Raw genomic sequence first — 11,882 nt, 5'->3', positions numbered from 1 at the left:
ACGCTACGGGGCGACCGGGACGGCGGGCCTGAGCGTTCGTACTCACCCGGCATGAGCGATCGCCCCCTGCCGGGAGGAACAGGCTGCATCTGTGCCTGCGTCCCGAGACCTCGCGCGAGGCGGAGGTCGAGCGGCTGCCGGCGCTGGGGGCCACCCTGGTGGACGACCGGCGGAAGCCGGACGGCCGGGGGTGGGTCGTGCTTGCCGACCCGAGGGCAACGAGTTCTGCGTCCTGCTGTCGGAGTCCGAACGAGCCGCACTGCCGCCGGCGTCCTCGTGGCGCCGAGGTGGGCGCGGGCGGTGGGACTCCTCCCCCCGGCCCCGACGCCCGACATCGGAGGCATGTGTGCCTTCGGATCCTCCTCCGTGCGACGGAACGGTGAAGGTTCGCCGCGTGCGACGGGTGGGAGGCATGTTTTGAGGTGAGCATGATGACCGGCGCCCGGGTGGTGACCCACGGACGGGCGTCTCGGTCGTCCTCTTCCCTGTGCGCCGACCGCTCACCCCCCACTCGAAGGACGGGCCATGTCGCTCCCCTCCCGCGTGATTCGCCGAACTCGCATGATCCTGACGGCCGTTGCCGTCGCCGGCCTCGCCGTCCCGGGCGTCACGCTGCTTCCCGCGTCCGCGTCCGCCGCCCCCGCCGCCCCCGCCGCCCCGGCGTACCGGGCCGCCGCGGCCGAGGCGCGGGCCGCGACCGTCACCCCGGCCGAGATGCTCCGCCGGGCCCGCACCTGGCTCACCGCGAACAACGGCGCCCAGGTTCCGTACAGCCAGACCTCGGTGTGGTCCGACGGCTACCGGCAGGACTGCTCCGGCTACGTCTCGATGACGCTCGGCCTGTGGAAGTCCGGCCCGAACACCGTCGAACTCGCCACCAACCGCAGTCTCACCACCCCGATCTCCCTCGGGGACCTGAAACCGGGCGACCTGCTGATCGACGCGTCCGGCTCCAACACGACCCGCCACGTGGTCATCTTCGAGAAATGGACGGACTCCTCGCACACGGCCTACACGGCCTTCGAGCAGCGGGGCGGCCACGGCACGGACCACCGGGTGCGCACCTACGGGCTCGCCCCGGGCAGCGAGTACAAGCCGTACCGCCCGGTCAACCTGTCCGGCGAGACCCCGCCCGCCCCCGAGCCGCCGGCCGCGCAGTGGCCGCTGCTGAAGTCCGGGGCGCGGGGAACGGACGTCACGACCGCGCAGTACCTGCTCCGCGCCCGCGGCCACGGCACGGCCGCGGACGGCGCCTACGGACCGAGGACCACCGCGCAGGCCAAGGCCTTCCAGAGCGCCAACGGGCTCGTCGCGGACGGCGAGATCGGACCCAGGACCTGGCCGCGCCTGGTGGTCGAGGTCAGGAGCGGCTCGCAGGGCGACGCCGTGCGGGCGCTCCAGACCCAACTGGTGGCCCACGGCTACGAGCTCACGGTCGACGGCCGCTTCGGCCCGGCCACGAAGGCGGCCGTCACCGCCTTCCAGGCCGGCGAGAAGCTCGTCGTCGACGGCGTGGTCGGCCCCCGGACCTGGGCCGCCCTGGTCTGATCACACGCACCCGCGCCGATGCGCCGCGAACGCCCCGGGGCCCGTGTTGGGGCCCCGGGGCGTCCTCGGCGGCCTTCTCGCACCCTATACTTGAAGAGTTCTTCAATTGGTCAGTTGCTGTTCCCGCTGCCGGGGCGACGGAGGGGTGATCGGGATGCCGATGCCGCTGTACGAGGCGAAGGCGGAGTTCTTCCGCATGCTCGGCCACCCGGTGCGCATCCGCGTGCTCGAACTGCTGCAGGACGGGCCGAAACCGGTGCGCGACCTGCTCGCGGCGATCGAGGTCGAGCCGTCGAACCTGTCGCAGCAGTTGGCCGTGCTGCGCCGCTCCGGGATCGTCACCGCCACCCGTACCGGCTCCACGGTGGTGTACGAACTGGCCGGAGGCGATGTCGTGGAGCTGCTGGCCGCGGCGCGCCGGATCCTGTCCGTGCTGCTGGCCGGGCGGCAGGACCTGCTCGACGAGCTGCGCCGCACGGATGCGGCGCGGTGACCCGGGACACGCCGTCGGGCGGGCGTGGAGGAGCGCGGGACGAGGGCCCGTCGTCAGCACACGCGGCAGGACCGACGAAGGGGATGGACACGGTGAGCGACGCCAGGAACGGCAAGTCCCGGGACACGAACGGCAAGATCGAGCGGGGCGTCGCGCTGCGCGCCTTCTTCTACATCGCCGGCACCCACCTGATCGCGGGCTTCGTGATGCTGCTGTTCTACTTCGGCGAGCAGGCCCAGAAGTAGCGGAGCCGCGGACGGGGCGGCGCCGGCGGCGGTCCGTGGTCCCAGGGGTCGGCAAGGGCCTGTCGGCCCGTATCCCGGTCCCCGGTCGGCTCTGGCACGCCGTACCCGCCTCCGGAGATGATCAAGCCAGCTCATGGGCGGCCTTCATTCCCCCGGACGGCCGTCCATGGGTTCGACTCCCGGCGTGGGCCACAGGTCGTGTCGGCCGGGCCGTCGCCGTCGCCGGGTGAGGGGGAGAAGGGGAGGCCAGGGTGATCGCTGTTGTGGGGCATCCCGATCTCAGCGCGCCGACGCTCGCGCTGCTGGAGGAGGAGCTGCGCTCGCGGCTGTCCGGCTTCGCCAGGGAGGGCGGGGCCGGCCTGGTTCGCGCGGGCAAGGGCCTCCCGGTGGTGTTCGGGCGGGCCGCCCGCAAGGCCGGACTGGCCCTGGTGACGGTGCTGCCGTCGCGCAACGGCGTGCCCGCGGAGCTGGGCGAGCCGGACCGGAAGGCGGCGGGCGAACTGCTGCTGCTGTCCGAACAGGTCCGGCTGGTGGAGTACGACCCCGGCGACCGGGGCGCCTGCGTGACCGCCGACGAGCGTCTGCTGCGGCACTGCGGCCGTGTGCTCGCGGTGTGGGACGGCTCGCCGTCCAACGGCCGGGACGTGACGGCCCACTTGGTGGCGTACGCCCGCAGCCACGGAGTCGACGTCGAGGTCCTCTGGCCCACCGGGGCCGCGCACGGACCTCTCCGCGGCGAGCCCTCACGTCTGCCGGCCCCCGCCGCCCGGACGGCACGCCTGCGCCGGCCCGCCGGACCGTCCGGGAGGGGTGAAGCCACCGCCTCCCGCCCCGCACAGGCTGTCCGGTTCTCGGAAGGCGACCGCCGTCACGACGGCGGTTCCCCCTCGCCCGGAGAGGCCCGCAGATCGGCCAGCAGCCCGGCCTGCTCGGCGAGCACGCCGGACAGGATGGTCCGCGCGACCCGCAGCAGCTCCGCGACCCGGGGGCTGGTCAGCGAGTAGTACACGTTCGAGCCCTCCTTGCGGGTCTTGACCAGGTTCGCCCGCCGCAGCACGGCCAACTGCTGGGACAGATGGGCGGGCTCGATACCCACCTCGGGCAGCATCTCCGCGACGGCGTGCTCGCGCTCGCTCAGCAGCTCCAGGACCCGGATACGGGCCGGATGCCCCAAGGTCTTGAAGAACTCGGCCTTGAGCTGGTACAGCGGCGTAGTCATCGTGCCGTCTCCTCCGCGGGGCGACGGCACGGCGCAGCCCGTCGGAGCTCGGCGCGTCGCGTCGACCCATTCGTCAAGAACATGGTGTCCATCCTCGCCTGCGGCACCGGCCGCGCCGAACCCGCCTCCGGGAAACCGTCCCCGGCCCGTCGGATGCGGCTCACCTGAGGGGGAGGGTGATCCAAACGCTCTTGCCCAGCCCGTCGGCGTCCGCGCGGACGTCCGCGCTGCCGCCCAGGGCCAGGGTCAGTTCCATGACGGTGGCCAGCCCCCCGCCCCCGCCGCCGGACGCACCGTGCAACGGGGGCCGGCAGGGGTGGCGGTCGTGGACGGCGAAGGCCAGGCAGTCCGCGCCCGCCGCGTAGACCACGGTCACCTGCGGGGAGCGGACGGCGGCGTGCCGGACGCTGTTGGTCACCAGCTCGCCCAGGATCAGCAGGGCCGGGTCCACGGCGGAGTGCCGCAGACCGATCCCCCACTCCGTCAGCACCTGCTCGGCCGTCTCCCGGGCCACGCGCACGGCGGCCGGCAGGGTCGGCAGGGTGAGCACGTGCCGGTGGGGCAAAGTCTCGGCCTGGCACAGCGGAACGGACACGACCCCTCGGCCTCCCCTACACCGCCCCGCCTCGGGGCAGAAACGATCGGCTGTGCCCGCGGCTACCGGTCGGCGGGCACAGCCGGTACAGCATCTAACTAATTGCGAAACTTTGCAATTCAGCATCTGGCCACACGGACCTGACGGAAAAGGGTCCGTCGTCGTGGACAGCCCGGCGGCCGCCGGGCACACTCGCCTGATCAGCGATCGGTCATGGGCCCCGGAGGAGCACGCGTTCCGGAGGGCCCCGTCAGTTCGGAGCGGCTCCACAGGCAATCCGGCAAGATCAGTCGCACACCGAGGAGATGACACGTTGAGGAAACTCCGCGCGCTCTTGGTCGCCCTGGCCGCATGTGCTCCGCTGGCCCTCGGGACGTCCCCCGCGCAGGCCGCCGACTACGACCAGGCCACACCGGGCTCCCTGCCTTCCGACGCCATCTGCACGTCCGTTACGAGCGGGAACGGGTGCTTCAGGAAGTACGGGGACCAGTTCTGGGTCCGGAAGTGGGACGCGGTCAGCTTCGACGTCCGGTGGGAGAACGAACTGTGGGACGGCCAGCGGTGGCTGACCTACCGCATGGGCACCTGTACCGCCTACACCCTGGACGTCGGGCAGTGGGGAGTCTGCAACAAGGACTTCTACGAGAACAGCAGCACCAACGCCTACGGGAGCCAGGGCAGCAGGCTGCGGTGGCAGATCGTGGCGGGAACGAGCTTCGGGCCGTGGTCCTCGTGGCACCTGAACAACCAGTGAGCGCCGCTCGCTCTCAGCCGCCGCCTCCGGGGGGCAGGGACACGGAGTCCGCCGGCCGGCGGTGAAGGAACGCCGCCACGGCGAGGGTCCCGGTCAGGACGGCGAGCGCCCCGAACCCGTAGGTGAGGGTGGCCTGCGAGGCGACGGCGGCGACGAGCAACGGGCCGCCCGCGTCGCCCAGTTCACGGCCCAGCTCGGCGGCGCCCATGGTCTGGCCGAGACGCTCCGCGGGGGTGCTCGCGGCGAGCGCGGCGAAGCCGAGCGGGGTGATCAGTCCCGTACCGGCGCCGGTCAGGGCCGCCGAGAGGAGGATGCCGGTCAGCCCCGGCAGCATCGCGCAGGCCAGCCCCGCAGCGGTGACCGACAGTCCCGCGGCGAGGCCGGCCCGCACGGTGAGGCGTCCGTCGTCCAGGGCACGCCCGGCTCGCGGCTGGACGACGGCCGCGCAGCCGGCGAGCACCGACACCGCCGCCCCGGTCGCCACGGTGCCCAGCCCGGCCGCGCGGCCGGAGACCGGAAGGAAACCGACCCCCACCGACAGCGCCGCGGTCGCCGCCGCGAGCGCGGCCGTCGGGGCGAGGAAGATCGGGTCGGCCAGTCGCCGGGCCAGGTCGAGGACTGTCTGGCGGGCCTTGGGCAGCGGCGGTACGACGGGAACGGCGAGCGCGGCCCAGACGGCGACCGCCGCGCCCAGCGCCGCGAGGACGGTGAACAGCAGGCGCAGGCCGCCGGCCCACACCAGGACGCCGCCGAGCAGCGGGCCGAGGGTGTAGCCGATGGACTTGCAGAAGCCGTAACCGCCGAACGCCCGGCCGTGTCTCGCCGCCGGGTTCAGCCGGGCGACGAGGGCGGACGCGGACGGTGAGAAGGCCGAGGCCGCCGCTCCCTGCCCGAGGCGCGCCGCCCAGAGCCAGCCGGGGCTGTCGGCGGCGACGTACAGCGCGGAGGCGGCCGCGAAGGCCACGAGCCCGCCGAGCAGCACCGGGCGGGCGCCGACGCGGTCGGCCAGGGTGCCGAAGAGGGGCTTGAGGAGGACTTCGGCGCCGTCGTACAGGGCGAGGAGTCCGCCCAGGACGAGCAGCGAGGTGACGGCGTCATCGGTGTGGCCGCCGAGGTTGGCGGCGATGCCGTGCGCGCCGAAGGCGGTGGTGAACCCGGCCGCGTACAGCGGCCACATCCGCCGGGCCGGGGCAGGGCGCGCGCTCACCGGTCCGCCTGCGGAACCTGTTCGAGGGGTACGGCCCGTCCGCGGCAACTCCCGTCGGCGTTGGACACGGGGTGAATGTAGCAGCCGCTGCGTCCGGGGCCGTGTCAGCCGCTTCACCGGGTGGCGGGCACCGGGTGGCCGCTCGCCGTCCGGGACCCGGTCGGTCGGCGCCGCGAGGCGAAGGACGGCTCAGGAGCCGGTCCGGACCTCGCCCGCGAAGACGATGACCTGGTCGATGAGGCTCCGTCGCAGATGGACGACGTCCGTTCCCGCCAGGCGGGGGCCTCCGTCGGGCGTGGTGAAGACCCACTCGTAACGGGCCCACTCGTCCGGCATGTCCACCGCCGAGCAGCGCACCATCGTGCCGGTCCCCGCCGGATGGTTGCGGATGTCCAGCACGAACTGTTCGACCGCCTCGATCCCTTCGCGGCGCCCCAAGGGCCCCCAGAAGACGACATCCCTGGTCAGGGCCTGGGAGAGCAGCCCGGTCACGTAGTTGTCGTCCGAGGCGTTGAACGCGGAGAGGAACGTGTCGATCGCGGACTGCGCGGTCTCTTCATGCATGCACCAGTAATACCAGCCCGTCCGAGGCGACATCCGCCCCGCGATCCCCGTGCGGCGACGCCCTCCGTACGGGCAGGTGGCGGAAGAGGGCTCCGGCCGCCCGGACGGCCGTCCAGGGGTCACGCAGCGTGCCCGCCGGGGGTCGTGATGCGGGTGATGGCCTCCAGCGTGAGGGCGCGGTCGTGGGGCTGCCGGGACAGGGCGCGGTGGAGGGTCAGTCCCTCGATGAGGGCATCGAGCTGGCGCGCGGTGCCGGGGTCGAAGTGTCTTTCGAGGTGGACGCGGCTGCGGCGCATCCATTCGTGGGTGAGTTCCCGGTACGACGGCTGGCGGGCGGCGAGTGTGTACAGCTCCTGGGTGAGGACCAGGTCGCGCTGGCTCTCCTCCGACAGGGAGTGGATGAGGTCGGCGACGGCCTCCCGGGCCTGCCCGGGATCGGCGGGTGTACTGAGGTACGCGTCGAAGACCGCCACGATGTGGTCGGTGAAGCGGCCGAAGGCTTCGCGCAGCAGGTCGTCGATGCCGGAGAAGTGGTACGTCATCGACCCCAGGGGCACGCCGGCGCGCGCGGCGATCTTGCGGTGGGAGACGCGGGCGATGCCCTCCTCCGCGATGAGGTCGAGGGTCGCGGCGAGGATGCGGTCGCGGCGCTGGGGGTCGGTGTGTCCGGTGGCCATGGCGACATGCTCACAGACTCCGCACGGGGCGGGCGGGGTTGCCGACGGCGACGACGTTCGCGGGGACGTCCTTGGTGACGACGGCTCCCGCGCCGATGACCGAGTTGTCGCCGATGGTCACCCCGGGGCACACGATCACGCCACCGCCGAGCCAGACGTTGTCGCCGATGGTGATCGGCTCGGCGGCCTCCAGCTTGTCGCGGCGGGGCCCCGGCTCCAGGGGATGGGTGGGCGTGAGCAGCTGCACGCCGGGGCCGATCTGGCAGTCCTCGCCGATGGTGATGGCCGCGACGTCCAGTGCGGTGAGGTTGTAGTTGACGAAGGTGCGTGCGCCGATGGTGATGTTGCTGCCGTAGTCCACGTACAGGGGCGGCCGTACGTGCGCGTCCTCGCCGAGCGCGCCGAGCAGTTCGGCGAGGATCGGCCGGGCGGCGTCGGCGTCCTGCGCGTAGGCGGCCTGGTAGCGGGCCGCCGACCGCACGGCCTGCTGCTGGCGGCGGGCGATCTCCGGGTCGTCGGCGATGTAGAGGTCGCCCGCCCGCATGCGCTCGAGGTTCGTTCGGGGGTCGTCCGCGAAGTAGTCGGTCGGCATGCGTACGATCGTACATTCCGGGCCGTGTGTGAACCCGAAAGGATGCGCAAGGGCTACCGGCGGCGGTTGTGGAGCACCCCTGCCAGCAGGACGACGAGCACTCCGGCGAGAGGCACCACCAGCAGGCCCACGCGCAGGCTGGTCGTGTCGGCGACGAGTCCGACGACGGGCGGGGAGATCAGGAAGCCCAGGCGCATGAGCCAGGACACGATCGTGAGCCCGGACCCGGGCTTGAGGCCGGGCAGTTCGTCGGCCTCGTGCATCGCGGCGGGCACCAGGGTGGCCACGCCGAACCCGGCCGCGGCGAAACCGAGGACCGTGCCCGGCACCGTGGGCACGGTCAGCGCCAGGGCCATGCCGGCCGCGGCGATCAGCCCGCCGGTGCGGGCCACGGTGCGCTGGCCGAAGCGGTCGACGAGCCGGTCGCCGATGACGCGGCCGATGAACTGGGCGCCGACCAGGGCGATGTAGCCGCCGGCCGCCAGGGTGGCCGAGGCGTGCAGGGAATCGGAGAGGTAGAGGGTGGCCCAGGAGTTGCCCGCGTCCTCGACGAGGGTGCCGGCGGTGGCGATGAGGACGAGGGCCGCCAGTACGTACCCGGTGCGCCGGCCGGCGGGTGAGGGCTGCGGCTGCCGCGGGCTGTCGTCCTGTCCGTCCGGGGATCCGGTGGGCTCGGTGTCGGGCCCGGGCAGGCAGTACCGCAGGGCGACACAGGCGGCGGCGCCGAACAGCACGGCCGAGATCAGCAGGTGCTGCCCGCGGGACAGGTCCAGCGCGATCGCGGCGGCGGCCATGCAACCCCCGGTGACGGCGCCCACGGACCAGACGGCGTGCAGGGAGTTGATGATGGAACGTCCGTAGCGGCGCTGCACCCGCAGGCCGTGGGCGTTCTGGGCGACATCGGTGACCGCGTCCATGGCACCGGCCAGGAACAGCGCCGCCGCGAACACCGCCACCGACTCCGCGAGGCCCGCGGCGAGGGTTCCCGCGCCGGTCAGCAGGGTGCCGGCCACCGCGACGCGGGCCGAGCCCAGCCGGCGGACGAGCACTCCGGCCGCCAGACCGGCGGCGATGGCGCCCGTGGGGAAGGCCGCGACGGCCAGCCCGTAGACCGCGTTGCCGATGCCGAGGTCCGCCTTGATCTGCGGGTAGCGGGGGAGCAGGTTGGCGAAGAGGGCGCCGTTGGTGAAGAACAGCACGGCCACGGCCGCGCGGGCCTGTCGCTCGGCCGTGGCGGGCCGTGGGAGGACGTCAACAGTCATGCGCGGGAGCCTAGCGGCAACAATGTACGAACGTACACTCTGATACGCCGTGGCCGTGGGGCGCCCGGTCCGGGTTCGGGAGGGGCCCGGCGGGCAGAGCCGGGCCCCGGGGGAGCGGAGCCGTACCGCTCGGTCAGCCCGCGCCGGTCAGGGCGAGGAACTCGCCGCGGGAGCGGGCGTCGGAGCGCAGCAGTCCGAGGAGCGTGGAGGTCATGGTGCTGGATCCGGTCGCCTGGACGCCCCGCAGGGTCATGCAGGAGTGTTCCGCCTCGATCACCACGCCGACGCCCTTGGGTTCCAGGTGGGCCTGGAGCCAGTCGGCGACCTGCTTGGTCAGGCGTTCCTGGACCTGGGGGCGGCAGGCGAAGTGCTCGACGACGCGCGCCAGTTTGGACAGGCCGAGGATCCGTGTGCCGGGCAGGTAGCCGACGTGGGCGGTGCCGACGAACGGCAGCAGATGGTGCTCGCAGACGCTGCGCACCGGTATGCGGCGCGCCAGGACGAGTTCGTCGTACCCCTCGTCGTTGGGGAAGGTCGTCAGGTCGAAGGGGCGGGGCGTGAACAGTTCCGCGTAGGCGCGGGCCATCCGCCCCGGTGTGCCGCGCAGGCTCTCCGAGGCGGTGGAGATGCCCAGCGCGGCGAGGAACTGACCGGCCGCGGCCTCCGCGGCGGCGAGGTCGACCCCCTCGGCCTCGTGGACGACCCGCAGGGCGGGCGGCCTCGGTGCGCCCTCCTCCTCGGTGAGGGGGGCCAGACGGGCGGTGCCGTGGTGCCGGCGCTCGGTCATGTCAGCTTCCCCCGATACCCAGAGCGGTGAGCAGGACGAGGACGAGGGTGGCGACGGCCAGCAGACCGTGGGCCACCACGACCGGCACCGGGAAGTGCCGTTCGGCGGGGACGGTTCCCGCGGTCCCCGGGCCCGCTGCGGCGCCTGCCGCCACGGGCGTGGAGCGGTCGCGTTGGACGGGGATCCAGCGGGCCAGCATCGCGAAGCCCAGCAGCGCGACCGGCAGCAGCAGGCCGAACGCCGTCCAGGCCAGGGCGCGCCGGTCCGCGACGACGTAGACGATCCAGACGACCAGGCCGATCGCGGCCAGGGCGAAGTGGCCGAAGACGACCGGGGCGGGCAGGCGGCTGGTGCCGGTCTGCTGCCCGCGGACTCCGCCGTGCCGGATCCAGGTGCCGAGCAGGAAGAAACCGCCGAGAGCGGTGATCACCCAGGTGATCAGTGCGGCGATGTCCATGGGGAACTCCCGAGCGGATGGAGGTGGAGGCAGCCGGAGGCACCGGCCGTCATGGTGTGCGAGGGTTCGCTCGGCCGGCCGGGCGGGCGCCGCTCCGGTGGGCGGGCGTGTATCCCTCGGCCTGGGTGTTCTCGTCGGCGACGCGCACGCCGTAGCGGTAGGCGAGCTTGCCGCCCAGGAACCCCGAGACGCCCAGGACCGCCACGCTGAGCGCGGACAGTGCGAGCTGCCCGGCGCCGACGCTGTCGCCGCTCGTGTAGTCGCCGTGGCGCCACAGGAAGTTGGCGACGTACGCGGCGGTCACCAGCAGGTTCAGCGTCATGTGCACCAGAGCGGTGCGGAAGGCCGGGGTGCCGGCCGGAATGGCGAACAGGTCGAGGAATCCGACCGTGGCCGCCAGCAGGGCACCGAGCACGCCGACCGCGATCAGCCACTCGGAGGCCTGGGTCAGGAAGCCCGGCTCGTGCACGACGTGCGACGCGATGTCGAACACCAGGCTGATCACCCAGGCGCCGATGGGCACGGTCACCAGGATCGGGTGGAACGGGTGGCCGTACGGGCCGGCCAGCGAGGCGCTGACCGGGCGCTTCGCCTGAAGTCGCGGGTCACTGGTCATCGCAACCTCCCAGGGTTTCACCAACAAAGTTTGGTCTTATTGCGGAAGGGCGTCAAGAGACCAGGTCCAGCGCGGGAGAAGAACGCTTGTGCCCATGCGGATGGGAGTTACTGTGGACATGTGGCTCCCGATCCGAGCGAGCGGCCCGACGCGGCCGACAGCGCCATCGACTCCCTCAGCGTCCTGAGCGAGGACTCGCGCCGGCGCATGTTCACCTTCATCCGCCGGGCCCGCCGCGCCGTCACCCGCGACGAGGCCGCCGCGAGCGTCGGCATCTCCCGCAAGCTCGCCGCCTTCCACCTCGACAAGCTCGTCGACGCCGGCCTGCTGCGCGCGGGCTATGGAACGCCCGGCGCCGTCCGCAAGGTCGGCAGGCAGCCCAAGGTGTACGAGCCCACCGACGCCCAGATCAGCGTGAGCATCCCCGACCGGCGCCACGAACTCCTGGCGGATCTGCTCCTGGACGCCGTCCTGGGCGAGGGTGCCGACGAGAACGCCGCCCAGGCGGCCGTGCGGACCGCTGAGCGGCGTGGCCGGCAGCTCGGCGAGGCCGCACGGCAGGAGACCCGTCCCGGCCGCCTGGGCCCCGAGCGGGGACTGACCGCCTGCGCCTACCTGCTGGACCGGTACGGATACGAGCCCGTCCGGGAGACCTCCACCCGGCTGCGGCTTCGCAACTGCCCCTTCCACCCGCTGGCCGCCAAAGCCCCCGACCTGGTGTGCGGGATGAACCACGCCTTCCTCAGCGGCTATCTCGGCGGCCTCGAGGTCAACGGTGTCCAGGCCGACCTCGCGCCCGAGCCCGGGGAGTGCTGCGTACGGCTCCGCGCGAGCGCCGACGGCCCGGCGGACCAGGACAGCTGACG

The 11,882-nt window shown here is 73.1% G+C and carries 15 protein-coding genes and 2 pseudogenes; 7 read left to right on the top strand and 10 right to left on the bottom strand.

Annotated features, from left to right (window positions below; translation table 11 throughout):
* Nucleotides 1-71 precede the first annotated feature (71 nt).
* The 5 genes and pseudogenes from ACH499_RS22740 to ACH499_RS22720 all read left to right on the top strand — a co-directional run.
* Nucleotides 72-259, top strand: a pseudogene (locus tag ACH499_RS22740) (VOC family protein); the annotation flags it as partial.
* A gap of 302 nt (nucleotides 260-561) precedes the next feature.
* Nucleotides 562-1,548, top strand: coding sequence for a peptidoglycan-binding protein (locus tag ACH499_RS22735; RefSeq protein ID WP_399017908.1), 987 nt, complete (start codon nucleotides 562-564; stop codon nucleotides 1,546-1,548).
* Nucleotides 1,549-1,702: 154 nt separating this feature from the next.
* Nucleotides 1,703-2,041: a metalloregulator ArsR/SmtB family transcription factor gene (locus ACH499_RS22730; protein ID WP_356200558.1), complete on the top strand. Its 339-nt coding sequence runs from the start codon at nucleotides 1,703-1,705 to the stop codon at nucleotides 2,039-2,041.
* A gap of 92 nt (nucleotides 2,042-2,133) precedes the next feature.
* Nucleotides 2,134-2,286 (top strand): DUF6126 family protein, encoded by a 153-nt coding sequence (locus tag ACH499_RS22725; protein ID WP_356200559.1) that lies wholly within the window; start codon nucleotides 2,134-2,136, stop codon nucleotides 2,284-2,286.
* Nucleotides 2,287-2,537: 251 nt separating this feature from the next.
* A pseudogene (locus tag ACH499_RS22720) lies at nucleotides 2,538-3,002 on the top strand (hypothetical protein); the annotation flags it as partial.
* Nucleotides 3,003-3,154: 152 nt separating this feature from the next.
* Here ACH499_RS22720 and ACH499_RS22715 read toward each other — a convergent pair.
* Together ACH499_RS22715 and ACH499_RS22710 are read right to left on the bottom strand one after the other, a co-directional pair.
* Complete coding sequence (locus ACH499_RS22715; protein WP_399017904.1) at nucleotides 3,155-3,505, bottom strand: ArsR/SmtB family transcription factor; 351 nt, start codon at nucleotides 3,503-3,505, stop codon at nucleotides 3,155-3,157.
* A gap of 160 nt (nucleotides 3,506-3,665) precedes the next feature.
* Nucleotides 3,666-4,100, bottom strand: coding sequence for an ATP-binding protein (locus ACH499_RS22710; protein WP_356200563.1), 435 nt, complete (start codon nucleotides 4,098-4,100; stop codon nucleotides 3,666-3,668).
* A gap of 313 nt (nucleotides 4,101-4,413) precedes the next feature.
* On the opposite strand from ACH499_RS22710, the gene ACH499_RS22705 reads away from it, so the two are divergent.
* On the top strand, nucleotides 4,414-4,854 hold the full coding sequence (locus ACH499_RS22705) for a hypothetical protein (RefSeq protein WP_356200564.1): 441 nt from the start codon (nucleotides 4,414-4,416) through the stop codon (nucleotides 4,852-4,854).
* Between the two features lie 13 nt (nucleotides 4,855-4,867).
* On the opposite strand, the gene ACH499_RS22700 is transcribed toward ACH499_RS22705, so the two are convergent.
* From ACH499_RS22700 to ACH499_RS22665, 8 genes are all read right to left on the bottom strand, one after another.
* The gene (locus ACH499_RS22700; RefSeq protein ID WP_399018146.1) at nucleotides 4,868-6,031 is read right to left on the bottom strand and encodes an MFS transporter; all 1,164 of its coding nucleotides are present in this window, start codon (nucleotides 6,029-6,031) and stop codon (nucleotides 4,868-4,870) included.
* A gap of 219 nt (nucleotides 6,032-6,250) precedes the next feature.
* Nucleotides 6,251-6,625: a nuclear transport factor 2 family protein gene (locus ACH499_RS22695; protein ID WP_356200566.1), complete on the bottom strand. Its 375-nt coding sequence runs from the start codon at nucleotides 6,623-6,625 to the stop codon at nucleotides 6,251-6,253.
* A 119-nt stretch (nucleotides 6,626-6,744) separates the two neighbouring features.
* Nucleotides 6,745-7,302 carry a TetR family transcriptional regulator gene (locus ACH499_RS22690; RefSeq protein WP_356200568.1) on the bottom strand — a complete coding sequence of 186 codons (558 nt, stop codon included), beginning with the start codon at nucleotides 7,300-7,302 and terminating at the stop codon, nucleotides 6,745-6,747.
* Nucleotides 7,303-7,312: 10 nt separating this feature from the next.
* Nucleotides 7,313-7,894, bottom strand: a complete 582-nt coding sequence (locus ACH499_RS22685) for a sugar O-acetyltransferase (RefSeq protein WP_399017900.1) — start codon at nucleotides 7,892-7,894, stop codon at nucleotides 7,313-7,315.
* Nucleotides 7,895-7,947: 53 nt separating this feature from the next.
* Nucleotides 7,948-9,156, bottom strand: a complete 1,209-nt coding sequence (locus ACH499_RS22680) for an MFS transporter (protein WP_356200570.1) — start codon at nucleotides 9,154-9,156, stop codon at nucleotides 7,948-7,950.
* A gap of 133 nt (nucleotides 9,157-9,289) precedes the next feature.
* Nucleotides 9,290-9,943, bottom strand: coding sequence for a GTP cyclohydrolase I FolE (gene folE / locus ACH499_RS22675; RefSeq protein ID WP_356200572.1), 654 nt, complete (start codon nucleotides 9,941-9,943; stop codon nucleotides 9,290-9,292).
* 1 nt (nucleotide 9,944) lies between these two features.
* A complete protein-coding gene (locus ACH499_RS22670; protein ID WP_356200574.1) occupies nucleotides 9,945-10,400 on the bottom strand; it encodes a hypothetical protein in 456 nt (151 codons plus the stop codon).
* Nucleotides 10,401-10,449: 49 nt separating this feature from the next.
* Complete coding sequence (locus ACH499_RS22665; RefSeq protein WP_399017897.1) at nucleotides 10,450-11,016, bottom strand: DUF2231 domain-containing protein; 567 nt, start codon at nucleotides 11,014-11,016, stop codon at nucleotides 10,450-10,452.
* Nucleotides 11,017-11,136: 120 nt separating this feature from the next.
* On the opposite strand from ACH499_RS22665, the gene ACH499_RS22660 reads away from it, so the two are divergent.
* Nucleotides 11,137-11,880 (top strand): helix-turn-helix transcriptional regulator, encoded by a 744-nt coding sequence (locus ACH499_RS22660; protein WP_399017895.1) that lies wholly within the window; start codon nucleotides 11,137-11,139, stop codon nucleotides 11,878-11,880.
* Nucleotides 11,881-11,882 lie beyond the last annotated feature (2 nt).

The sequence above is a fragment of the Streptomyces sp. NPDC018947 genome, assembly GCF_044390505.1.
Lineage (GTDB): Bacteria > Actinomycetota > Actinomycetes > Streptomycetales > Streptomycetaceae > Streptomyces.
The sequence above is the reverse complement of the archived record's forward strand: the minus strand, read 5'-3'. Positions and strand labels throughout refer to the sequence as shown.